We start from the raw sequence: 23,025 nt of genomic DNA on the forward strand, positions 1-23,025 counted from the left end.
CGCCGGTCCGGTCTGCCGACCGTCCGCCGCGGAGTTTCCTGACCTGTGCGCTTTTTCTGCGCGGGCCGTGGGCGGAACCGACCGTCGATCCGATCCACCCTCAACCCTCACCCTCAACTTGAGGCTTACAGTTATGTCAACCTGAGGACTGATACGGACAGTAGGGCGGCCTTACCGCCAGGGTCAACTAACCTCCCCCGAACTCCACCGGCGTGTCGCACTGGGCACGGGTTTGCCCTGGTTGGCGACGGACGTGTCCGCCGCCTGCCGCTCAGTGCACCGCCGCCCGCCCTCCGGTCCGTCCCGGCCGGCCGAACTCCGGCCGACCGTTCCAGCGTGCCCCATCGGCCGCCCGGAATCGCCCCGACACACGCACCGGAGCCGAACGGCTCGACTTTCGGCCGCCCCGACCAGCGGATCACCGCGTGATCAGGACCTCCGGCGAGCTGACGTCGACGGCGTGCAGGGACCGCCCCGACGCGGTGCGCTCCACCGAGTCCAGCAGCCGGATCTTCTCCGCCGCACGCTCCGGCGGGCCCCACGTCACCGTCAGCCCGCCCTTCATGCGCAGCTCCACCGACCCGGGATCGGCCGCCTCCACCTCCGCGACCCGGCCGCGCAGCCGGTCCGGCAGCCCGGTGAGCACCTTGAGGGCCGCGAGCGTCGCCGGGTCCGACGGCCCGGGCGAGGAGACGGTCAGCTCCGGGAGCCCGGCCGGGCGCGACACCCCGTCCGCCACGGTCACCCCGTGCCGGTCGAGGCGCTCGTAGCGGCCGCCGCGCTCCAGCACCGCCACCGGGACGCGCTCCCGGACGACGATCCGGACCGTCGCGGGCCAGTCCCGCCTGACCTCGGCGGACTCCACCTCGCGGAGCCGCTCCACCCGCGCCCTGACCTCCCCGGTGTCCAGCCGGGCCATCGGGACGCCGAGGCGGATCCCGGCGGCGGCGGCGATCCGGTCGCGCGGCGCGAGCGCGGCGCCGCTCACCTCCACGTGCCGCACCACCAGCAGCTTCGAGCCGAGCAGCACCCAGCCGACCGCGGCCAGGGCGCCGAGCACCAGCAGCGCGACGAAGATCACTTTCCAGCGGCCCCCGCGGGGCCGGTCGGCGGCGGGCTCCGGTCCGGCCGGGTCCCCGGTCCCGCTCTCCGGTTGGTCCGTCCGCGCCTCGGTCATGACCCCAGCTTGACAGTGATCGGGCCGCGCGGCGCCGAACGCCCGCGCGGCGGCGTGTCCCCCGGCGGCGTGTCCCCCGGCGGCGGCCCGGCCCGCTCGTCAGCGGGACGCGAGCCGCTCCAGCACCAGCGGGCCGAGCGCGGTCACGTCGCCCGCGCCCAGCGTGATCACCACGTCGCCGGGGCGGGCGAGCGAGGCGGCCAGGCCGGGGACCTCGTCCCGGACGGGCGCGTAGACGGTCTCGGTCCCGGCCGGGACGGCGTCGGCGACGAGCGCGCCCGTCACGCCGGGCTCCGGGTCCTCGCGGGCGCCGTAGACGTCCAGCACGACCGCGACGTCGGCCATGCCGAGCGCGGCGCCGAACTCCGCGGCGAAGAACCGGGTGCGGCTGTACAGGTGCGGCTGGAACACCGCGACGATGCGCCCCGGGGCGCCGCCGGACGCGGCCTTCTCCCCCAGGTAGTCGCGAGTGGCCTCAAGGTCGGCGGTCAGCTCGGTCGGATGGTGGGCGTAGCTGTCGAACACCTCGACGCCGCCCGCCTCGCCCTTGCGCTCCAGCCGCCGCATGGCGCCGCCGAACGCGGCGAGCCCCTCCCGCACCGCCGCGCCGTCGACCCCGAGCGCCTGCGCGACCGCGACGACCGCCGCGGCGTTGAGCGCGTTGTGCCGGCCCGGGACGCCGAGCGCCACCTCGCCGGCGCCCTCGATCCGGAAGCGGGAGCCGAGGCCGCGCGGGGTGAACCCGGTCACCCGCAGGTCGGCGCCGTCCGCCTCCCCGTACGTCCGGACGGTCAGCCCCCGCGCCCGCGCGTGCTCGGCCAGCTCCATGGCGACCGGGTCGTCGGCGCCGGCGACGAGCGTCCCGCCCGGCTCGATCCGGTCGACGAACCGGGCGAAGTTCTCCTTCACCATCTCGAAGCCGCCGTAGTTGTCGAGGTGGTCGGCCTCGACGTTGGTGACGACCGCGATGTGCGGCGTGTACATGAGGAACGAGCCGTCGCTCTCGTCGGCCTCGGCGACGAACACGTCCCCCGTGCCCTCGTCGGCGCCGAGCCCCGTGGTGACGAGCTGACCGCCGATGCAGTAGGACGGGTCGGCGCCCGCGTGCTGCAGCGCGACCGTCAGCATCGACGTCGTGGTGGTCTTGCCGTGCGTCCCCGCGACGGCGACGGCGCGCCGCCCCTCCATCAGCGAGGCGAGCGCCGCCGAGCGGTGCAGCACCCGCAGCCCGCGCTCGCGGGCGGCGACCAGCTCGGGGTTGGCCTCGCGGATCGCCGTGGACACCACGACCGTGTCGGCGTCGCCGACGTGCGCGGCGTCGTGCCCGACGAACACCTTCGCGCCGAGGTCGCCGAGCTGGCCGAGCAGCTCGGAGTCGCGCGCATCGCTGCCGGACACGGCGATGCCGCGGCGCAGCATGATCCGCGCGATGCCGGACATCCCGGCCCCGCCGATGGCGATGAAGTGGACCCGGCCGAGCTCGCCGGCCGGGACGACCTCGCCCGGGTCGATCAGGCTCATCGGGCGGCGCCCGCCGCGCGGACCACGTCGTACACCATCCGGGCCAGCGCGACGTCGGCGTCCCGGCGGCCCATCCGCCCGGCCGCCTCGGACATGTGCGCGACCCGGCCCGGGTCGGCCAGCACCGGCAGCAGGTTCCGGGCGATCCAGTCCGGCGACAGCTCGGCGTTGTCCACCAGCATGCCGCCGCCCGCCGCGACGATCGGCTCGGCGTTCAGCCGCTGCTCGCCGTTGCCGATCGGCAGCGGCACGTACACCGCGGGGAGCGCGACCGCGGCCAGCTCCGCGCAGGTCATCGCGCCGGCCCGGCACATCGCCATGTCGGCGGCGGCGTAGGCCAGGTCCATCCGGTCGCAGTACGGGATGGTGACGTACTGCGGGCCGCCCTGCGCCGGCTCCGGCTCCTCGGTGTTCTTCGGCCCGACGATGTGCAGCACCTGGATGCCGGCCTGCCGGAAGTACGGCGCGGCGGCCACCGCGGCCTGGTTGAGGGAGCGGGCGCCCTGCGACCCGCCGAAGATCAGCAGGGTCGGCAGGTCGGGCAGCAGGCCGAAGTAGGAGCGGGCCTTGTCGCCCATCGCCAGCCGGTCCAGGGACGCGATCTCGCGGCGCAGCGGGATGCCGACGAAGGTGGCGTTCGGGAGCGGCGAGTCCTGGTGCGAGACCGCGACGTGGTCGGTGAAGCGGGCGCCGAGCTTGTTGGCCAGGCCCGGCTTCGGATTGGCCTCGTGCACGATGATCGGGACCTTGCGCTTGCGCGCGGCCAGGTAGCCGGGGGTCGCGACGTAGCCGCCGAACCCGACCAGGATGTCGGCCCTGGCCTGGTCGAGGACGTTCGCCGCCGCGTTGATCGCGCCGCGCAGCCGTCCCGGGACCGACAGCAGCTGCGGGGTCAGCGTGCGCGGCAGCGGGACCGGCGGGATCAGCGCGAGCTCGTAGCCGCGCTGCGGGACCAGCCGGGTCTCCAGGCCCCGCTCGGTGCCGAGGCAGACGATCCCCGTGTTGGGGTCGTTGCGGCGCAGCGCGTCGGCGAGAGCCAGGGCGGGCTCGATGTGTCCGGCGGTGCCGCCGCCGGCCAGGACAACCCTCATGCTCGTTGACAACTCCTCAGCGTGTTCGACGTGTCGGGTGCCGTCCGCTCGCGTGCCGTCCGTCCCGCACTCGGCGCGTGCGGGTGGCGGACGCCGGGTCGCCGGCACCCCGGCGGGGGGATTTCAGCGCCGTGCCAGTCCCAGCCAGCTTAGAGCCCTCACGACCGGTCCGGGGCCGCGTGCGGACAGTGCTTGCCGCGCGCCGGGCTCGCGTTTGGCGAACGCCAGCAGCATCCCGAGCGCGATCAGGGTCGGAATGAGCGCGGAGCCGCCGTAGGAGACCAGCGGAAGCGGGATGCCGGTGATCGGCAGCACCCCGATCACGGCGCCGATGTTGACGATGGCCTGGACGACCAGCCAGGCGGTCGCGCCGGCGGCGGCGAGCCGGGTGAACGGGTCCTTCACGCGGCGGGCGATGCGCAGCCCCGCGTAGGCCAGCAGGCCGAACAGGCCGAGCACGACGAGGGTGCCGACCAGCCCGAACTCCTCGCCGACGATCGCGAAGATGAAGTCGGTCTCGGCGTGCGGCAGGTAGTCCCACTTGGCGCGCCCCTCCCCGAGCCCGGTGCCGAACAGCCCCCCGGAGGCGACCGCGAACAACCCCTGGATGCCCTGGTAGTTGCTGGTCAACCGGTTGCCGGCCGGGTCGAGGAAGCCGGTGAGCCGCTGCATCCGGTACGGCTCGACGATGATCAGGATCGACACCAGCAGGCAGACCAGGCCGGCGATGCCGACGAACAGCCGTCCCGGCGCGCCGACCACCCACAGCAGCGCCAGGAAGATGGTCAGCAGGACGAGGGTGGTGCCGAGGTCGTTGCCGAGCATCACCAGCAGCACCAGCACCCCCGCGCCGGGCAGCAGCGGCACCAGCAGCGGCCGCCACTCGGTGAGCTGGCCGAGCCGCTCCTTGCGGGCCAGCAGGTCGGCGCCCCACAGCACCAGCGCGAGCTTGGCGGGCTCCGACGGCTGGATCTGGACGGGCCCGAGGTCGATCCAGCGGGTGGCGCCGCCCGCGCTGCGGCCGAGGCCGGGGACCAGCACCATCGCCAGCGCGACGATCGACAGCAGCAGCAGCGGGTAGGCCAGCGCGCGGAACGTCCGCACCGGCAGCCGGGACGCCATCCACATCAGCGGCAGCCCGATCACCATCCACACGGCCTGCTTCTGGAACAGCGTGTAGGCGGACCCGGTCTCCTGCAGCTGCTTGACCGACGACGCCGACAGCACCATGGTCAGGCCGAGCGCCAGCAGCATCACCGAGCAGCTCAGCACCAGGTAGTAGGAGGTGAGGGGGCGGTCGAGCAGCCCGACCGCGGCGACCACCTGCTCGCGCGGGCCCGCCCGGCGCGTCCGTTCCTCTTCGGCCGGTACGGCGGTGGTCATGACGCCTGCGGGTCTCCGGCGGCGGCGAGGCGTTCCACCGCGGCGATGAACGCCTCGCCGCGGGCGGGGTAGTTGGCGAACATGTCGAAGGAGGCCCCGACGGGGGCGAGCAGCACGGTGTCGCCGGGACGGGCGAGCCCGGCTGCTTCGGTGACGACGCGGTCCATGGCCCCAGTGTCGGTGTCGGCGACGTCGACGACCGGGACATCGGCGGCGTGTCGCACGAGTGCCTCGGCGATCCGGTGCCGGTCGCGGCCCATCAGCACGACGCCGCGCAGCCGGCCGGCGCAGGTGCGCACCAGGTCGTCGACGTCCAGGCCCTTGAGGAGCCCGCCGGCGATCCACACGATGGACTCGTAGGCGGCCAGGGACGCGGCGGCCGCGTGCGGCTGGGTCGCCTTGGAGTCGTTGACGTAGGCGACGCCGCCGACGTCGGCGACGTGCTGGATGCGGTGCGGGTCGGGCACGAACGAGCGCAGCCCCTCCCGGACGGCCTCGGGCGGCACCCCGAAGGCCCGCGCCAGCCCGGCCGCCGCGAGCGCGTTGGCGACGTTGTGCGGCGCGAACGGGCGGACGTCCGCCAGCGCGGCGAGTTCGGCGGCCTCGGCCGCCGGGTCGGCGGTGAAGGCGCGGTCGACCAGCAGCTCCTCGACGACGCCGAGCTCGCCGGGGCGCGGCACCCGCAGCGTGAACCCGGCGCGCCGCTCGACGCCCTCGGCGCGCTCGGCGAGCGCCGTGGAGGTGTCGTCGTCGGCGTTGTAGACCGCGACGGTGCCCGGCGCGAAGATCTTCGCCTTGGCGCCGACGTAGGCGTCCATGGAGCCGTGCCAGTCGAGATGGTCGGGCGCGATGTTCAGCACGGTCGCCGCCAGCGGCGCCAGCGAGCTCGACCAGTGCAGCTGGTAGCTCGACAGCTCCACCGCCAGCACGTCGTAGGGCTCGGCGACGGCCTCGACGATCGGCGTCCCGACGTTCCCGACGGCGAGGGCCTTGTGCCCCGCCGCCGTCAGCATGCACGCCAGCATCCGGACGACGGTCGTCTTGCCGTCGGTGCCGGTGATGGCCAGCCACGGCGCGGCGCCCTCCGGCCGCAGCCGCCAGGCCAGCTCCACCTCGCCGATGATCTCGACGCCGGCCGCGGCGGCCGCCGCGAGCAGCGGCGCGTCCGGCTTCCATCCCGGCGAGGTGACGACCAGGCCGGTGCCCTCCGGGAGGGTCTCGCCGTCGCCGAGCCGGACCGCGACGCCGCGGTCCTCCAGCTCGGCGGCCTGCGCGCGCTGCTCGTCGCCGTCGCGCGCGTCGACGGCCGTGACGCGGGCGCCCCGCGCGGCGAGCACGCGTGCGGCGGCCCGTCCGGACACGCCGAGCCCGGCGACGCAGACGGCGAGGCCGTCCCAGGGACTCACTGTCACTTCTTGGGCATCCATTCCAGGTAGAAGATGCCGAGCCCCATCGCGACGAACAGCGCCGACATCAGCCAGAACCGCACGACGATGGTGGTCTCGGCCCAGCCGGACAGCTCGAAGTGGTGCTGCAGCGGAGCCATCTTGAACACCCGTTTCTTGGTCATCTTGAAGCCGCCGACCTGGATGATCACCGAGAGGGTGATCATCACGATCAGGCCGCAGAGGATGGCCAGCAGGAACTGGGTGCGGGTGAGGATCGCGAGGCCGACCAGCACGCCGCCGAGGGCCAGCGAGCCGGTGTCGCCCATGAAGATCTTCGCCGGGGGGGCGTTCCACCACAGGAAGCCGAACACGCCGCCGAGCACGGCCGCGGCCACGACCGCGAGGTCCAGGGGGTCGCGGACGTTGTAGCAGTTGGGGACGAGCGAGGCCATGCAGGAGTTGCGCAGCTGCCAGTTGCCGATGATCACGTAGGCGGCCAGCACCATGCCGGCGGGGCCGGCGGCGAGGCCGTCCAGGCCGTCGGTGAGGTTCACGCCGTTCGACATCGCCGCGATCAGCAGCAGTGCCCAGACGACGAACAGGTAGGGGCCGATCGAGGGGCCGAAGTCGCGCAGGAAGGACAGGTGGGGGTCGGCGGGGGTGATGTCGTAGCCGTTGGGGAAGTTCAGCGAGGCGACCGCGAAGACCACCCCGACGAGGATGATGCCGAGCATCTTGGCGCCGCTGCGCAGGCCGAGGCTGCGCTGCTTGAACACCTTGATGAAGTCGTCGACGAAGCCGACGAACCCCAGGCCCGTCATCAGGAACAGCACCAGCACGCCGGAGATCGTCGGGGCCTCTCCGGTGACCAGGTGCGCGAGCGCGTATCCCACGAGCGACCCGACGATGAAGACGGTGCCGCCCATGGTCGGGGTGCCGCGCTTGGTGAGGTGGGCCTCGGGGCCCTCGTCCCGGATCATCTGGCCGTAGCCGAGCCGGTTGACGATCCGGATCCACACGGGGGTGCCCACCATGACGAACACCAGCGCGAACCCGGCCGCGATGATGATGTTGGTCATCGACCGGCCCGCCCGTCCGGCGCCAGCAGCGCCTCGGCGACCCGTTCCAGCCCGGCCACCCGGGACCCCTTCACCAGCACGACGTCCCGCGGCGCGAGCCGCTCGCTGAGCGCGGCCACCGCCGCGCCGACGTCATCCACCTGCACGCACTCTCCCGTCCATGACGCCACCTCCGCGGCACCTTCGGCCATCGCCGCCGCGTTCGCGCCGACGACGACGAGGCCGTCCAGCCCGCTGCGCGCGGCGTGCCGCCCGATCCTGGCATGTTCTGCGGCGGACGAACCTCCCAGTTCGGCCATTTCACCCAGTACCGCGTACGCGCGCCGGCCGCGGGCCATGTGCGCGAGCACGTCGATCGCGGCCCGCGTCGAGTCGGGGTTGGCGTTGTAGGCGTCGTTGACCACCGTCACCCCGTCGGCCCGCTCGGTGACCTCCATCCGCCACCGGCTGGCCGGCTCCGCCTCCGACAGCCCCGCGGCGATCTCGTCGACCGGCAGCCCGGCGGCGCGCGCCGCCGCGGCGGCCGCCAGCGCGTTCGCGACCGCGTGCGAACCGTACAGCCGCAGCGCGACCGGCGCCGAGCCCTCCGGCGTCACCAGCGTGAACCGGGCGCGGCCCTGCTCGTCGAGCGCCTCGTCCACCGCGCGGACGGCCGCGCCGTCCGACCGGCCGAACGTCACGACCTCCCCGGCGGTGCGCGACGCCATGGCGCTCACCAGGGGGTCGTCGGCGTTGAGCACGGCGGTGCCGTCCGGGCGCAGCGCCTCGACCATCTCGCCCTTGGCCCGCGCGATCGCCTCGCGGCTGCCGAACTCGCCCATGTGCGCGGTGCCGACGTTCAGCACCACGCCGACGTCGGGACGCGCGATCCCGGTCAGGTAGGCGATGTGGCCGACGCCGCGGGCGCCCATCTCCAGCACCAGGTACCGCGTCTCGGCGCCGGCGCGCAGCACCGTCAGCGGCAGCCCGATCTCGTTGTTGAACGAGCCCGGCGGCCACACCGTCGGCCCCGCCCGCCCGACGAGCTGCGCGATCAGGTCCTTGGTGGAGGTCTTGCCCGCCGACCCGGTGACCGCGACGACCGTCGTGTCCGGCAGCCGCTCCAGGACGCCCCGCGCGAGCCGGCCGAGCGCCTCCTTCACGTCGTCGACCAGCACGGCCGGGCCGCCCACCGGGCGCTGCGCCAGCACCGCGGCCGCCCCGGCCGCGAGCGCGGCGGCGGCGTAGTCGTGCCCGTCCGCGTGCTCGCCCTTGAACGCCGCGAACAGCGCCCCGGGCTCCACCGCGCGGGAGTCGATGACCACGGGGCCGCCGGCCACGGCGTCCGGGGGCGCCCCGTCAACGGTGCCCCCCGTGATCTCCGCGATCGTCGACAGCGGAAGTGGGATCACGCCTGCGTCCCGTCCCCTCTACTTCTCTTCCCGAGGCGCGGCACGCCGCAGCGCCTCCCGGACGACCTCGCGGTCGTCGAACGGCTGCACCTCGCCGGCCGCGTACTGGCCCTGCTCGTGGCCCTTGCCCGCGACGACGAGGACGTCGCCGCGGCGCGCCCGGCCGACCGCCAGTGCGATGGCGGCGGCGCGGTCGGGTTCCACGACGATGTGCGCCCGGTGCCGCTGCGGCACCTTGAGCCCGCCCTCGACCATAGCGGCGAGGATGGCGAGCGGATCTTCGGACCGCGGGTTGTCGTTGGTGAAATACGCCATGTCGGCCAGCCGCGCCGCCGCCTCGCCCATCAGCGGGCGCTTGCCGCGGTCGCGGTCGCCGCCGCAGCCGAGCACCACCGCGAGGGACCCCTCGGTGACGGGGCGCAGCGCGGTCAGCACCGCCTCGACGGCGCCGGGCTTGTGCGAGTAGTCGACGAGCGCGACGAAGTCCTGGCCCTCGTCGATCCGCTCCAGCCGTCCGGGGACGCCCTCCAGCGACGCGACGCCGCGCACCGCCGCGGGCAGCCCCAGCCCCGCCTCGACCAGCGCGACGATCGCGGCGAGCGCGTTGGCGACGTTGAACGGCCCGGCGAGCCGCACCGAGGCGTCGGCCTCGACGCCGCCCGGCCCGACGACGCGGAACACGCTGCCGTCCGCGCCCACCCGCACGTCCTCGGCCCGCCAGTCCGCCGCCGGGTCGCCGGACGCCGAGAACGTCGTCATCGGGATCGAGGCGATCCCCAGCAGCTCGCGGCCGTAGTGGTCGTCGAGGTTCACCACGCCGATCCGCGCGTACTCCGGCGTGAACAGCCGGGCCTTCGCCAGGAAGTAGTCCTGCATGGTCGGGTGGTAGTCCAGGTGGTCCTGGGACAGGTTGGTGAAGACGGCGACCTCGTAGTGCGCGCCGCCGACCCGCCCCTGCACGAGCGCGTGGCTCGACACCTCCATCGCCGCGGCGCCGACGCCGCGCTCGCGCATCATCGCCAGCAGAGCGTGCAGGTCCGTCGCCTCGGGGGTGGTCAGCGCGCTCGGCACCCGCTCGTCGGCGACCCGGATCTCCACGCCGCCGACCAGCCCGGTCGTGATGCCCGCGGCGTGCAGCCCGGCCTCGACCAGGAACGCCGTGGTGCTCTTGCCGCTGGTGCCGGTGACGCCGATGAGCGTGATGTCGCGTCCCGGCTCCCCGTACACCCAGGCGGCCGCGTCGCCGAGCCGCGCCCGCGCGTCCGCGACCACCAGGACGGGCAGGCCGGTCGCGGCGGCCCGGTCCCGGCCCGCGGCGTCGGTGAGGATCGCGACCGCGCCCGCCTCGGCGGCCTGCGCGGAGAACGCGGCGCCGTGGGTGCGGGCGCCGGGCAGCGCCGCGTACACGTCGCCGGGCCGCACCGCCCGCGAGTCGTGCGTGATCCCGGTGACCTCCGTGTCCCTCCAGTCGCCCCGTCCGATCCCGAGAGTCGCCGCGAGCCCGTCCAGCGGACGGGCCTGAGTGGTGGTCGGACGCATGGCGGTTCTTTCGGTGCCGGTGGGACGGGAACGCTGGTGAACGGATGGTGGACTCACGGCGAGTGAGGGTACTCGCTGCGGTCAGTCTCGGGCGTAGATCTTGATGATCGGCGATTTGCTCCCCGTCGGCGGGATCTTCTCGGACTGCAGCGCGAAGCTCATCACGTCGCGGAACACGGGCGCGGCGACGTCGCCACCATAGTGGCTGCCCCGCTTGGGATCCTGCAGGACGACCTGTACGACGAGCCGCGGGTCGTCGGCGGGCGCGAACCCGGCGAACGACGCCGTGTACCCCTTGTAGCATCCGCAGCCCGCGTCGAAGCGCTGCGCCGTGCCGGTCTTGCCCGCGACCCGGTAGCCCTTGATCTGCGCTTTCGGCGCGGTGCCCTCGGGCGTGGTGACGCCCTCCAGCATGTCGCTGATCTGCCGTGCCGTGCCCTCGCTGATCACCCGCTTCTGCTCCGGCGCGGGCGCCGGGGTGAACCTGTCGTTCGCGCCGACCGTCCCGGCGATCAGGTTCGGCGCGACGCGGACGCCGCCGTTGGCGATGGTCGCGTAGACGCTCGCCATCTGCACGGCGTTGACCGACACCGTCTGCCCGAACGCGATCGGGTAGCGGTCGGTGCCCGACCACTTCGACGGCGGGTTGAGCAGCCCCGCCGTCTCCCCCGGCAGCGGCAGGCCGGTCTTCTGGCCGAACCCGAAGTCCCGCAGCGTCTGGTAGAGCCGCTCCTCGGTGATGGTCTGGCTGGCGAGGATGGTGCCGACGTTGCTCGACTTGGCCAGCACCCCGGCGAACGTCAGGTTCTCCACGCCGTGCGGCTCGGAGTCGTGGAACACCACGTTGTACTTGCGGATCCTGTCGGGGACGCTGAAGGGCGTCTGCGGGGTGACCCCGCCGTGCTCCATGACGGCCGCCGCGGTGACGACCTTGCCGGTGCTGCCCGGCTCGTAGGCGTCCTGCACCACCGGGCTGCCCCACACGTCGCGGTCGCCCTTGGTGACGTGGTTCGGGTCGTAGCCGGGCGCCGACGCCATCGCCAGCAGCCTCCCGGTGCGCGGGTCCATCACGATGGCGGTGCCGCTGCGCGCGCCGGTGGCCTTGACCTGCTTCTCGATCTCCTCCTGCGCCTCGAACTGGAGGTCCCGCTGGAGGGTGAGGCGGACGCCGCGGCCGGGCACGGGCGGCTGCTTCTGGTCCTCGCCCATGGGGATGTGCTGGCCCTCGAGGCTGATCTCCACGCGCTGCCAGCCGTCCTTGCCGGACAGCACGGCGTTCTGCGTGCTCTCAAGGCCGGCGGCGCCCTGTCCCGCACCGTTCACGAAACCTATGACGCCCGCGCCCAGCGAACCGTTGGGATAATCGCGGCGATATTCCGGCAGAGTCCCGATGCCCTGGAAGTTCCAGGACGTGATGAGGCGCGCCTGGTCCGGGGTGACGCCGTGCGCCAGGTAGACGAACTGGGTGCCCTTCTTGCTGATCGCCTTCAGCACCGCGTCCGGGTCCAGCCCGAGGGTCGGGGCGAGCGCGTTGACGATCGCCTGCCGCTTCTCCGGCTTGATGACGTACGGGTCGGCGGTGATCGCGCGGGCCTCCACCGTCATGGCGAGCGGCCGGCCCTGCGCGTCGGTGATCGCGCCGCGGACGGCGGGCAGCTTCAGCTTCCGCAGCCGCTGGTCCATCGCCTGCTCGCTGTACTTGCCGGACTCGATCGTCTGGAGCTGGACGAGGCGCCCCGCGAACAGCGACAGCACGAACGCCACGACCAGCAGCCCGGCGTTCAGGCGCTTCATCGGGTCGCGGCGGTGGAAGGGGACGCGCGGGCGGCGCGGGGGCCGCGGCGGGCGGCGCCCGGAGCCGCCGCCGGGGCGCGGCCCGCGGGGTCCGTCGCGGCGCGTCCCGCCCGTCCGGGACGGGCCGCCCGGCCGCGCGGTGGGCGCGGTCGTGCGGAACGCGGCCGTCCGGCTCTTCGCGGACGCCCCGCCCCTTCCGGAACCGGTCCTCCCGGAGCCGCCCTTGCCCGTGGTCGCCTTGCCCGCGGTTGCCTTTCCGGAGGTCGCCTTGCCGGAGGCGCTCCTGGCGGTCGCGCCCTTGCCGGCCGGCTTCTTCTCCGCGTCCTTCTTACCGGTCCCCTTGCGCGGCTGCGGGACCGTGCCGCCACGGGCGGGGCGGCGGGCGGCGGGACCGCCCTTCTTGCCCGGCCGTCCCGCCGCGTCCGCCCGTCCCGCCGGCGGGTTCCCCGTCTGACGCCCGGACGCGCGCGCCGCGCCCGGGCCGCTCTTGTCGTCCCCCGCCGAGCCCCGGGGACCGCGTTTCCGGCCGGGCGGCGGCCCCGCGGCCCCGCGTCCCGGTCCCTTCGTCACCGCGTCCCCCGCCCCTCGGCGCCGGCACCGTCATGGCCGCTGCCCCGCGTCACGGCCGGCCGCTCCCCGTCCCGGCGCCGTGCGCGGCCCCGGTCCCTCGCGCCGCCGTGCCGCCCTGCGGCGAGCCGTTGCCCTGCGGCGAGCCGTTCCCCTGCGCGGAGCCGTTGCGCGCCGGGCCGCCGGAGCCGTTCGCGCCGGACGGCTCCGGGACGCCGTCGCCGGGCACCACCGTGCCGGGCACGCCGAGGACGGCCGCGGCGCCGGCCGAAGCGGTGGCCGCCTCCGGAACGGGCCGCAGCCCCCCGGCGCTCGTCCTGCCGGTGCCGGGGAAGTAGAACCGCGGGTACTTGTTCTGGACCATCCCCTGCGCCTCGGCCTTCCGCGCGAGGTTCTGCGGGGAGTTCTCCTCCTCGTTCTGCGCCTGGAGCTCCTGGCCCTGCTGGTCGAGCTCCTTGTTCTGCTGCTCCAGCTTGCTCAGCGTGAAGGCGTCCTTGGCCAGGACGGTGTTGAGCAGCAGCAGGCTCACCAGGGCGCCGCCGAGCAGCGCGATGATGAGCAGCACGAACGGGGCGCGCGGCGGGACGGCGGCCGAGCGCCGGACCGGCCGGGACTCGCGGCGCGCCCGGCCCTCCGCCCGCGCCTTGCCGCCCGGCTCCTCCTTCGGCGGGGCCTTCCTCGCCGGCGCCCGCTTCGGCGCGGCGGGCTCGGGCGGGGCGCCCTTGCGCGGCCGGCCCTTGACCGGGGCGGTCGCGGCCCGCGCGCCCTTCCCCTGGCTCTTCTCGGGACTCTTCGCCGGGCTCTTCGCGGGGCTCTTGGCCGCCGTGCCCTTCGCCGGGCGGCGCGGCGGCGCGGCGGCGCGGCCCGTGGCGTCGTCCTCCGGGCGGTCCGGGTCGGGCCTCCTCCTACCGGGCGCGGCCTTCTTCGGCGCGTTCCTGGCGGGCGCGGTGGCCGGCGGGCGTCGGCTCGTCGTCGTCATGTCGCCTCCCGGACCCGCTCGGCGGCGCGCATCCGCACCGATCCGGCCCTTGGGTTGGTCGTGGTCTCCTCGTCGGACGCCAGCTCGGCCCCGCGCGTCAGGAGCCGGAACCTCGGCTCGTGCTCGGGCAGCGGGACGGGCAGCTCCGGCGGGGTGGTGTCGGCCGCCTCGGCGGCGAGGACCCGCTTGGTGATGCGGTCCTCCAGCGAGTGGTAGCTGAGGACGGCGACCCGGCCGCCGACCGGGAGCGCGTCCAGGGCGGCGGGCAGCGCCCGCCGCCAGATGTCCAGCTCGCCGTTCACCTCGATGCGCAGCGCCTGGAACGTCCGTTTGGCCGGGTTGCCGCCGGTGCGCCGGGTCGCGGCCGGGATGGAGGTGCGGACCAGGTCGGCGAGCCGCCTGGTGGAGTCGAGCGGGGCGCGCTCGCGCTCGCGGACGATCGCCGCGGCGATGCGCTGGGCGAACCGCTCCTCGCCGTACTCGCGCAGGATGCGGGCGAGCTCGGCGGGCGGGTAGCCGTTGACGACCTCCGCCGCGGTGAGCGTCTGGGTGCGGTCCATCCGCATGTCGAGGGGCGCGTCGTAGGAGTAGGCGAAGCCGCGGTCGGCCTCGTCGAGCTGCGGGGAGGAGACGCCGAGGTCGAACAGCACGGCGTCCACGGACGGGACGCCGAGCCGCGCGAGGACGCCGGGGATCTCGTCGTAGACGGCGTGCTCCAGGACGACCCGGTCGCCGAAGGGGGCGAGCCGGCGCGCGGAGCGCTCCAGCGCGGTGGTGTCGCGGTCGAGGCCGATGAGCCGCAGGTCCGGGTGGGCCCGGAGCATGGCCTCGGCGTGGCCGCCCATGCCGAGGGTGGCGTCGAGGTAGCGGGGCGCGCGCCCGGCGTCGCGGGCCGCGGCCACGGCGGGGGCGAGGAGTTCCAGAACGCGACCGAGCATGACCGGTACGTGACCGGCCTCGGCCGCGTGGTCTCCCACGTCCATGGTTCACCCCCCTGGTACTGCCACCTCGCTCGCGGACTGTGTGGCATCGCCGGTCCGGACCTTTCCGCCCCCGGCGGCGGCCTCGCCCGGCCAGGTCCCCATCCGCTGCCCTGAGGAAGATCACCGCGTTACCGCGGGGGGTCGCCGTCTGGCGCCGGGGAAGCTGCGCCAGCTGGCTCGGAGAGCGGCTGGAGACCTGGCCGAACGTGGGCCGGTGCCGGTCAACGGACCGACGGGTCGTCTAGAGGATCCCTGGCAACACCTCCTCCGAGACGTCGGAGAACGCCTGCTCCTCCTGCTCGAGGTAGGACTCCCAGGCCTGGGCGTCCCAGATCTCCAGACGCGTGTTGGCGCCGATGACCGCGCAGTCGCGGGTGAGCCCCGCGTAGGCGCGCAGCGGCGGCGGGATCGTGACGCGGCCCTGCTTGTCGGGGACCTCGTCGGAGGCGCTGGCGAAGAAGACCCGGCTGTAGGCGCGGACCGCCTTCTCGGTGACCGGCGCGGCACGCAGAGCCTCGGTGATGCGCTGGAACTCCGCCATGGGGAAGACGTACAGGCAGCGTTCCTGGCCCTTCGTGATCACCAATCCCCCCGACAGCTCCTCGCGGTACTTCGCCGGCAGGAACAGTCGTCCCTTGTCGTCGAGGCGCGGTGAATGGGTGCCGAGGAACACCGGCCCCACCTCCCGCGCCGCATGAGGCGCTACTGCTCCCCACGGCGCCCCACTCTACTCCACTCTTCCCCACCGTCAACAAGGAAAACGCCTCTCACGCAGGAAGATCGTCGAGAAATCCGCAGGTCAGACGGGGTGGGGCAGAGTGGGGGGCGGCGGGCGCCCCCTGCGAGCCGTCCGCCGCGGGGTCCCGCCGGAACGGTTCCGCCGCGCCGCCTCCAGGGGGCCGCGGAGAGGGCGCGCGGGAGGGGTTGGAAGGGCGGGTGGGGGGAAGTGGTGGGCGCGGTGGGGCTGTGGTGGTGATCCCTGTGGAGCACAATGGGCTCGCGTTCCACATGAACATCGCGGCGGGCCCTCCGACGACGTACTGTCGGTTGGGCGGGCGCACAGGGCGCCGCACCGGTCGCGAGGAGACGGGCCCCCGGTCCCGGGGGGCGGGCTCCGTCAGGGGCCTTCGAGAACACCACGCGGCCGGACGGCTGAGGAGGGTTTGGTGGCAGTAGGCACGCACGGCGAGTCGTTCATGGAGACCGACCCCCCGGCATCGCGCCCCGCCCGGCCCGGCAGCGCGGGCGGCGGGGCGGAGGGGCCGGCGGGACGCGAGGGCTCCGCCCGCGACCTGGCCGCCCTCGCGCGGATCGCCGACCGGATCCGGGACGCCGTCGAGTCGGTGATCGAGGGCAAGCCGAAGGCGGTGCGGCTGGCGCTGACCGTGCTGCTCGCCGAGGGGCACCTGCTGATCGAGGACGTGCCCGGCGTCGGCAAGACGATGCTGGCCAAGGCCCTCGCCCGCTCGGTCGACTGCTCGGTGCGGCGGGTGCAGTTCACGCCGGACCTGCTGCCCAGCGACATCACGGGGGTCAGCGCCTACAACCAGGAGCTGCGCGAGTTCGAGTTCAAGCCGGGCCCGGTGTTCGCCAACATCGTGGTCGGCGACGAGATCAACCGGGCGTCGCCGAAGACGCAGTCGGCGCTGCTGGAGTGCATGGAGGAGCGCCAGGTCACGGTCGACGGCACCACCTACGCGCTGGAGCCCCCGTTCATGGTGATCTCCACGCAGAACCCCGTCGAGATGGAGGGCACCTACCCGCTGCCGGAGGCGCAGCGCGACCGGTTCACCGCGCGGATCTCGATGGGGTACCCCGACCCGGCGGCCGAGCTGGAGATGCTCGACGCGCACGGCGGGTCGTCGCCGCTGGACCGGCTCACCCCGGTCGCGCACGCCTCCGACGTCCGCGACCTGATCGAGGTGGTCCGGCGCCAGCACGTCGCTTCATCGGTGCGGCAGTACGCGATCGACCTGGTCACCGCGACCCGCAAGCACCCGGAGCTGCGGCTCGGCGCCTCCCCCCGCGCCACCCTTCACCTGGTCCGGGCGGCGCGGGCGTACGCGGCGCTCGACGAGCGCGACTACGTGCTGCCGGACGACGTGCAGGAGCTGGCCGTCCCGGTCCTGGCGCACCGGCTGCTGCCGACCGCGGAGGCGCAGGTGGAGCGGCGGCGCCCCGAGCAGGTGGTCGCCGACCTGGTGCGCCGCCTGCCGGTGCCCTCACCCGGGAAGTGACCGGTTGAGGCGGGCGCTGGCCGGGCTGACCACGCGCGGGCGGTCCTTCGTGGCCGCCGGCGCGACGGCCATCGTGTGCGCGTTCGTGCTCGGCGAGCGGGACCTGCTGCGCGCCGGGATCCTGGTGCTGGTGCTGCCGCTGCTGTCGACGCTGGCGGTGTCGCGGACCCGCTACCGGCTGGCGTGCGCGCGGCGGCTGGAGCCGCCGCGGCTGCCGGTCGGCCACGAGACCCGCGTCGACCTGCGGCTGGAGAACGTGTCGCGGCTGCCGAGCGGGCTGCTGCTGGTGGAGGACCGGGTGCCGTACGCGCTCGGCGGGCGGGCGCGGTTCGTGCTGGACCGGATCGAGTCGCAGGGCTCGCGGGAGCTCGGCTACCGGATCCGGTCCGACGTGCGCGGCCGCTTCCGGGTGGGGCCGCTGACAGTCCGGCTGGCCGACCCGTTCGGGATGGTGGAGCTGGTCCGCTCGTTCAGCATGGCCGACACCCTCACCGTCACCCCGGCGATCGTGCCGCTGCCCGCGACCCGGCTGAGCGGCGCGTGGGGCGGCGGCGGCGAGAGCCTGGCCCGCGCGGTGTCGGCGGCGGGCGAGGACGACGTCGCGCCGCGCGAGTACCGGCACGGCGACGACCTGCGGCGGGTGCACTGGCGGTCGACGGCCCGGCACGGCGAGCTGATGGTGCGGCGCGAGGAGCAGCACTTCCAGAGCAGCGGGACGCTGTTCCTGGACACCCGGCGCAGCGCGCACTGGGGCGACGGCCCGGGCGGCTCGTTCGAGCAGGCCGTGTCGGTCGCCGCGTCGATCGGGGTGCATCTCGGCCGGACGGGGATGAACCTGCGGTTCGTGACCGACGAGGGCGAGGCGCTGTCGGCGGCGGCGTCGTTCGACGGGGCGTTCGAGGGGCTGCTGCTGGAGGCGCTGGCGGTGGCGCGGCGGTCCAAGGGCGCGTCGCTGACGCCCGGCCTCGCGGCGCTGGGCGGCGCGCCCGGGCAGGGCCGGGAGGGCGACGGGCTCGTCACGGCGGTGTTCGGCGCGCTGACCGCCGAGGAGGCGCACCGGGTCGCGGCGACGCGCCGCGGCGCGGGCTCCCGGCTCGCGGTGCTGCTCGACGCCTCCCCCGCCGGCCGGAACGGCGCGTCCGAGACCGGCCACCGCGCGCGGATCGCCCGGCCGCGGGTGCCGGGGGCGCGCAGTGCGGGCGGGCGGGCCCCGGAGCCGCGCTCCGGGGACGCGGACGACGCGCCGCTGGCGCCGGAGGCCGCCGCCGGGCTGCTGCGCGCGGGGGGATGGCGGGTGCTGGTCGTCCGGTCCGCGGCCGATCTGGCCGAGGCGTGGTCGGCGGCCGGTCAGGGCGGCTCCGCCCCGCGCGGCGCCGCCGGACGGGACGAGCCCGGCGGGACGCCCGCGGACGCCGGCGCGGGAGAGGACGCGGGAGAGGACGGGAAGAAGGACGAGGCGGCGGACGCCACCGGAGGCGCGGCATGAGGATCCGGATGACGGTCGTGGCCGCGGTCGCGACGCTGGCCTGCTCGATCGGCCTGTACCCGCTGTTCGCCAGCGGCAGATGGTTCTGGACCGGCGTCGCCGCGGTGCTGGCGGCGGCCTGCGGCGGGCTCCTCGCGCGCCGGCTGCGGCTGCCGGCGGTGCTGGACCCGCTGTTCGGGCTGGCGGCGCTGCTGCTGTACCTGACCGCGGCGTACGCGGCGGGCGAGGCGTGGCTCGGGTTCGTCCCGTCGCCGGGTTCGCTGTCGCACCTCGTCGACCTGGCCGGGGACGGCTGGAACGCCGCGAACCGGTACGCGGCGCCGGTGCCGCTGGTGTCCGGGATCGGGCTGCTGGTCGCGGCCGGGGTCGGCGTCGTCGCCGTGCTGGTCGACCTGCTGGCGGTGCGGCTGCGCCGGGCGGCGCCGGCCGGGCTGCCGCTGCTGGCGATGTACAGCGTGCCCGCGGCGGTCCGCCAGGACGGCGTCGGATGGCTGGCGTTCGGCGTCGGCGCGCTCGGCTTCCTCGGCCTGCTGATGGCGGACGCCCGCGAGCAGGTCGGCGGCTGGGGCCGGGCGGTCACCGTCCACCGGCACGGCGGGGAGCTGCCGCTGGCCGGAGCGGAGCCGCCGGGCGGCCAGCGCGTCCACACCGACGGCGGCCGGCGGGCGGCGAGCGGGCGGCGGATCGCGGTCGGCTCGGTGGCGATCGCGGTGCTGCTGCCGATGGCGATCCCGGGCGTCCACCCGCGCGGCGTGTTCGGCATGGGCGGCGGCGGCCGCGGCCAGGGCGGCACCCAGACGGTCACGACGCCGGACCCGCTCGTCAGCCTGAAGCGGGAGCTGACCCGGCTGGACGACTCGATCGTCCTCACCTACCGGACCGACGACCCGGACGGCCCGGACTACCTGCGCCTGTACGCCCTCGACCGGTTCGACGGCGACCGGTGGACCTACAGCCGGCTGAGCAGCAGCGCCGCGGACCGGCTGTCGGGGCGGACGCTGCCGCCGCCGCCCGGGCTGAGCATCGCCCCGGTGCACGAGGTGACGACCCAGGTGAGGGTGAGCGGCGACGTCCGCGACATGACCTTCCTGCCGGTGCCGTACGCGCCGACCCGGGTGTCGATCAAGGGCGACTGGCGGGTGCACCGGCAGTCGCTGATGATCTACTCGCTGAGCGACTCGGCCGGCGGCCGCACCTACACCGTCAAGAGCCTGCGCGCCGACCCGGACGCGGCGGACCTGTCCGCCGCCGTCGGGTACCCGGCGGACGTCGTCTCCCACTACACCGCCGTCCCGAAGAACATCCCGCAGCAGGTCAGGACGCTCGCGCAGAACGTGACGGCGGGCGCGGCGACCGCGCGGGCGCAGGCGGTGAAGCTGCAGCGCTGGTTCACCCTGACCGGCGGGTTCACCTACGACCTGTCGACGCCGGCGCCGCAGCACGGCAACGACCTCGTCGACTTCCTGCTGCGCAGCAAGCGCGGGTACTGCGAGCAGTTCGCCGCGTCGATGGCGCTGATGGCGCGGATCCTCGGCATCCCGTCGCGCGTCGCGATGGGCTACACCTCCGGCACGGAGACGCAGCCGGGGACGTGGGTGGTGCGGTCGCGGGACGCGCACGCGTGGCCCGAACTGTACTTCGAGGGGTCGGGGTGGGTGCGGTTCGAGCCGACGCCCGCCGGCCCGGCCGGGCAGGGCACGGCGGTGACGCCGGCCTACAGCCAGCCGGCGGGCGGCGGCGGTCGCCAGGGCGACGACGCGCTGCCGACCCCGTCGGCGACCTCGGGGCCGGACCGGTCGTCCGCCTCGCCGCAGGCCGCGCCGCACCGCAACGACACCGGCCCGCAGGGCGGGCTCGCGCAGCGGGACTCCGGGAACGGCGGGATGTCGGCCGCGCCGTGGATCGCGGGCGGGGTGCTCGTGCTGCTGCTCCTCGCGGTCCCGATGGTGCTGCGGGCGCTGACCCGGCGGCGCCGCTGGGCCGCGCTGTCACCGCGGCCGCGCGGGCGCGGTGAGGATCCCCGGCCGGACGGCCGCGGCGGCGCGCCCGGCGGCGTCCCCGACGGGGGCGGCGCCGCGCACGCGGCGTGGCGGGAGATGCGCGCCGACGCCCTCGACCACGGGCTGGAGTGGCGGCCGAGCGACTCGCCGCGCGCGGCGGCGCGGCGGCTCGGCGAGCTGCTGGAACTGGACCCGGTGCCGGCGGAGGCGCTCGGCCGCATCGCCCGCGCCGAGGAGCTGGCCCGCTACGCGCGGACCCGGGCCGCGGAGCCGCCCGAGCGGCTGCGCGCCGACGTGCGGACCGTCCGCGCGGCGTTCGCCGCGTCCGTGGGCCGCCGGGCCCGCTGGCGGGCCCGGGTCTTCCCGCCGTCGGCGATGGCGCAGGCGCGGTCCGCGGTGCTCGGCACCGGCACCCGCGCGGCCGACCTGGCGGACCGGCTCAACGATCTCCCCAACCGCATGCGGCGCCGCTAGGGCCTCGCAGGCCCGCGGCGCCGTTCAGGCGTGGTCGGGCCGGTTCACTCGCCCTCGGTGCGGCGGCGCCAGCGCTCCTCCATGCGCTCCATGAAGCCGGCCTTCGCGGGGCGGGCCTGGCGGCCGCGCCGCGCGGGCTCGTTCCCGATGCCGGCCATCCGCTTCCAGCTCGTGAGGGCCCATACGCAGCAGACCACCATGAGCAGGAAGCCCGCCACGCTGACCGCGATGGTCGCGGTCCCGGCGTTGATGACGAGCCCGGCCATCAGCGCGCAGACACCGAGGACGAACCCGAGGGCGGCCTTGATGATGCGGCGCTTGTAGTGCACCTGAGGGTTGGTCGACCGGACGGCGTGCGCGAACTTCGGATCCTCGGCGTACAGCGCCTGCTCGATCTGCTCGAGCATGCGCTGTTCGTGCTCAGACAGCGGCACGGCGCCTCCCAACGACAGCCCCGCGGCGGGGTATCCGATGCGGGACGGGAACGTCAACGGTGATATGCCCAGAATACGAGCACTCACCGGCGTACGAAAGCGAACGGCGGGTCCAGGGCCCCATACCGGTCAGCTCACCGCCTTCTCTCATCGTCTCCCGTCCCTGCCGTCGCGTGCGTCACCGTCGTGCGCGCGCTCGACCAGGGCGGCGGGCCGGACGGCACCGCGGCCGAACCGGTTCGCCACCTGGTCCATCGCGCGCTCGGCCTCGCGCCAGCCGCGTTCCGGCTCGTCGAAGGCGAGCTGACGGGGGGCCTCGCCGGCGGGGCACAGGTTCTCGACCCGCACCCCGACCAGACGGAGTCGTACCCGTTCCAGCCCGGCCCCCTCATAGAGCTCGCAGGCTGTGACATAGATCACACGGGCGAGATCGGTGGGCTCGCGGAGCGTCCGCGCCCGGGTGATCGTCTTGAAGTTCGCCATCCGGAGTTTGACGCTCACCGTGCGTCCCGCGTTCCCCGACGCGCGCAGCCGCGCGCCGACCTTCTCGGCCAGCCGCAGCAGCTCCCGGCGGATCACCTCCGGGTCGTCGACGTCGGTGTCGAACGTCTCCTCCGCGCCGATGCTCTTGTCGGGCGTGTGCGGGACGACCTCGCGCGGGTCACGGCCCCACGCCAGCTCGTGCAGGTGCGCGCCCATCGCGTTGCCCAGCTCGCGCTGGAGCGTCGTCACGGGGATCCGCGCGAGCTGCCCGACCGTGCGTAGCCCGAGCCGGGTCAGCGTCTGCTCCGTCCGCTCCCCCACGCCCCACAGGGACGCGACGGGCAGCGGGTGCAGGAAGTCCTCGACGCCGTCGGCGGGGACGACGAGCAGGCCGTCCGGCTTGCAGCGGGTCGAGGCGAGCTTGGCGACGAACTTGGTGCTCGCGACGCCGACCGAGCAGGTGATGCCCTGCTGCGCCCGGACCTGCTCGCGGATCATCCGGGCGATCTCCGCCGGGCGCCCGAGGCGCCGGCCCGCGCCCGCCACGTCCAGGAACGCCTCGTCCAGCGACAGGCCCTCCACCAGCGGCGTGACCGAGCGGAAGATCTCGAAGACCGCCTCCGAGACCCGCCCGTACTTGCCGTGGCTGACCGGCAGCACCACCGCCTGCGGGCACAGCCGCCGCGCCCGCGACATCGGCATCGCCGAGTGCACGCCGAACTTCCGGGCCTCGTACGACGCCGCGGACACCACGCCGCGCGGCCCCGCGCCGCCCACCACCACCGGGCGGCCCCGCAGCTCCGGCCGCTCCAGCAGCTCGACGCTGACGAAGAACGCATCCATGTCCACGTGCAGGATCGAGCAGCCGGTGTCGTCGGCGGGCGGTCCCGGCTGCGGACCGGGCCGGTGCAGCTGCTGCTTGCGGCTCACGCGGCCTCCCCGCCCGGCGGCTCGGAGCCTGCCCCGCCCGGCGGCTCGGCCATGCGCGGGCTCCGCCGCTGTGCTCGCTGGTTCGCTCC

General features: G+C 75.0%; 17 protein-coding genes. 3 read left to right on the top strand and 14 right to left on the bottom strand.

The window, feature by feature from the left end:
• Positions 1-418: 418 nt before the first annotated feature.
• From J4557_RS32420 to mraZ, 12 genes are all read right to left on the bottom strand, one after another.
• Positions 419-1,177 carry a cell division protein FtsQ/DivIB gene (locus tag J4557_RS32420; protein WP_208270573.1) on the bottom strand — a complete coding sequence of 253 codons (759 nt, stop codon included), beginning with the start codon at positions 1,175-1,177 and terminating at the stop codon, positions 419-421.
• 99 nt (positions 1,178-1,276) lie between these two features.
• Complete coding sequence (gene murC / locus J4557_RS32425) at positions 1,277-2,698, bottom strand: UDP-N-acetylmuramate--L-alanine ligase (protein ID WP_208270574.1); 1,422 nt, start codon at positions 2,696-2,698, stop codon at positions 1,277-1,279.
• Positions 2,695-3,789: an undecaprenyldiphospho-muramoylpentapeptide beta-N-acetylglucosaminyltransferase gene (gene murG, locus J4557_RS32430; protein WP_208270575.1), complete on the bottom strand. Its 1,095-nt coding sequence runs from the start codon at positions 3,787-3,789 to the stop codon at positions 2,695-2,697. Before murG ends, murC begins: the two co-directional genes overlap by 4 nt.
• Before the next feature lie 123 nt (positions 3,790-3,912).
• Entirely contained in the window at positions 3,913-5,172 is a 1,260-nt protein-coding gene (ftsW, locus tag J4557_RS32435) for a putative lipid II flippase FtsW (RefSeq protein WP_208270576.1), read from the bottom strand.
• Entirely contained in the window at positions 5,169-6,599 is a 1,431-nt protein-coding gene (murD, locus tag J4557_RS32440; RefSeq protein WP_208270577.1) for a UDP-N-acetylmuramoyl-L-alanine--D-glutamate ligase, read from the bottom strand. The genes ftsW and murD overlap by 4 nt, the downstream gene beginning before the upstream one ends.
• Positions 6,581-7,639, bottom strand: a complete 1,059-nt coding sequence (mraY, locus tag J4557_RS32445; RefSeq protein ID WP_208270578.1) for a phospho-N-acetylmuramoyl-pentapeptide-transferase — start codon at positions 7,637-7,639, stop codon at positions 6,581-6,583. Before mraY ends, murD begins: the two co-directional genes overlap by 19 nt.
• A complete protein-coding gene (locus J4557_RS32450) occupies positions 7,636-9,030 on the bottom strand; it encodes a UDP-N-acetylmuramoyl-tripeptide--D-alanyl-D-alanine ligase (RefSeq protein WP_208270579.1) in 1,395 nt (464 codons plus the stop codon). The genes mraY and J4557_RS32450 overlap by 4 nt, the downstream gene beginning before the upstream one ends.
• A gap of 18 nt (positions 9,031-9,048) precedes the next feature.
• Positions 9,049-10,569 carry a UDP-N-acetylmuramoyl-L-alanyl-D-glutamate--2,6-diaminopimelate ligase gene (locus tag J4557_RS32455; RefSeq protein WP_208270580.1) on the bottom strand — a complete coding sequence of 507 codons (1,521 nt, stop codon included), beginning with the start codon at positions 10,567-10,569 and terminating at the stop codon, positions 9,049-9,051.
• An 81-nt stretch (positions 10,570-10,650) separates the two neighbouring features.
• A complete protein-coding gene (locus tag J4557_RS32460; RefSeq protein WP_486303372.1) occupies positions 10,651-12,363 on the bottom strand; it encodes a peptidoglycan D,D-transpeptidase FtsI family protein in 1,713 nt (570 codons plus the stop codon).
• 619 nt (positions 12,364-12,982) lie between these two features.
• Positions 12,983-13,909 (bottom strand): cell division protein FtsL, encoded by a 927-nt coding sequence (gene ftsL, locus J4557_RS32465; protein WP_208270582.1) that lies wholly within the window; start codon positions 13,907-13,909, stop codon positions 12,983-12,985.
• Complete coding sequence (rsmH, locus tag J4557_RS32470) at positions 13,906-14,847, bottom strand: 16S rRNA (cytosine(1402)-N(4))-methyltransferase RsmH (protein WP_372442557.1); 942 nt, start codon at positions 14,845-14,847, stop codon at positions 13,906-13,908. The genes ftsL and rsmH overlap by 4 nt, the downstream gene beginning before the upstream one ends.
• Positions 14,848-15,133: 286 nt before the next feature.
• A complete protein-coding gene (gene mraZ, locus J4557_RS32475; protein WP_190868956.1) occupies positions 15,134-15,565 on the bottom strand; it encodes a division/cell wall cluster transcriptional repressor MraZ in 432 nt (143 codons plus the stop codon).
• A 523-nt stretch (positions 15,566-16,088) separates the two neighbouring features.
• Between mraZ and J4557_RS32480 the strand changes: the two genes are divergently transcribed.
• The 3 genes from J4557_RS32480 to J4557_RS32490 are packed head-to-tail and all read left to right on the top strand — an operon-like array spanning position 16,089 to position 21,089.
• Entirely contained in the window at positions 16,089-17,129 is a 1,041-nt protein-coding gene (locus J4557_RS32480) for an AAA family ATPase (RefSeq protein WP_208270655.1), read from the top strand.
• 4 nt (positions 17,130-17,133) lie between these two features.
• Positions 17,134-18,615: a DUF58 domain-containing protein gene (locus J4557_RS32485; RefSeq protein WP_208270584.1), complete on the top strand. Its 1,482-nt coding sequence runs from the start codon at positions 17,134-17,136 to the stop codon at positions 18,613-18,615.
• A complete protein-coding gene (locus J4557_RS32490; RefSeq protein WP_243776680.1) occupies positions 18,612-21,089 on the top strand; it encodes a transglutaminaseTgpA domain-containing protein in 2,478 nt (825 codons plus the stop codon). The genes J4557_RS32485 and J4557_RS32490 overlap by 4 nt, the downstream gene beginning before the upstream one ends.
• 44 nt (positions 21,090-21,133) lie before the next feature.
• Here J4557_RS32490 and J4557_RS32495 read toward each other — a convergent pair whose 3' ends face one another.
• Both J4557_RS32495 and J4557_RS32500 read right to left on the bottom strand, forming a co-directional pair.
• A complete protein-coding gene (locus J4557_RS32495; RefSeq protein WP_208270585.1) occupies positions 21,134-21,523 on the bottom strand; it encodes an SCO2097 family morphological protein in 390 nt (129 codons plus the stop codon).
• Between the two features lie 147 nt (positions 21,524-21,670).
• Positions 21,671-22,936 (bottom strand): DNA polymerase IV, encoded by a 1,266-nt coding sequence (locus tag J4557_RS32500; RefSeq protein WP_208270586.1) that lies wholly within the window; start codon positions 22,934-22,936, stop codon positions 21,671-21,673.
• Positions 22,937-23,025: the final 89 nt, after the last annotated feature.

Origin of the sequence: Actinomadura nitritigenes (genome assembly GCF_017573545.1) — a bacterium.
GTDB classification, from domain to species: Bacteria; Actinomycetota; Actinomycetes; order Streptosporangiales; family Streptosporangiaceae; genus Spirillospora; species Spirillospora nitritigenes.

Bases quoted from the DNA above. Each gene is read 5' to 3' on its own strand.
- J4557_RS32480 (WP_208270655.1), top strand. From the start codon at position 16,089: ATGGAGACCGACCCCCCGGCATCGCGCCCCGCCCGGCCCGGCAGCGCG.
- ftsL (WP_208270582.1), bottom strand. From the start codon at position 13,909: ATGACGACGACGAGCCGACGCCCGCCGGCCACCGCGCCCGCCAGGAAC.
- J4557_RS32490 (WP_243776680.1), top strand. From the start codon at position 18,612: ATGAGGATCCGGATGACGGTCGTGGCCGCGGTCGCGACGCTGGCCTGC.
- rsmH (WP_372442557.1), bottom strand. From the start codon at position 14,847: ATGCTCGGTCGCGTTCTGGAACTCCTCGCCCCCGCCGTGGCCGCGGCC.
- murD (WP_208270577.1), bottom strand. From the start codon at position 6,599: ATGGATGCCCAAGAAGTGACAGTGAGTCCCTGGGACGGCCTCGCCGTC.
- J4557_RS32460 (WP_486303372.1), bottom strand. From the start codon at position 12,363: ATGAAGCGCCTGAACGCCGGGCTGCTGGTCGTGGCGTTCGTGCTGTCG.
- J4557_RS32420 (WP_208270573.1), bottom strand. From the start codon at position 1,177: ATGACCGAGGCGCGGACGGACCAACCGGAGAGCGGGACCGGGGACCCG.
- mraY (WP_208270578.1), bottom strand. From the start codon at position 7,639: ATGACCAACATCATCATCGCGGCCGGGTTCGCGCTGGTGTTCGTCATG.
- murG (WP_208270575.1), bottom strand. From the start codon at position 3,789: ATGAGGGTTGTCCTGGCCGGCGGCGGCACCGCCGGACACATCGAGCCC.
- J4557_RS32455 (WP_208270580.1), bottom strand. From the start codon at position 10,569: ATGCGTCCGACCACCACTCAGGCCCGTCCGCTGGACGGGCTCGCGGCG.
- ftsW (WP_208270576.1), bottom strand. From the start codon at position 5,172: ATGACCACCGCCGTACCGGCCGAAGAGGAACGGACGCGCCGGGCGGGC.
- murC (WP_208270574.1), bottom strand. From the start codon at position 2,698: ATGAGCCTGATCGACCCGGGCGAGGTCGTCCCGGCCGGCGAGCTCGGC.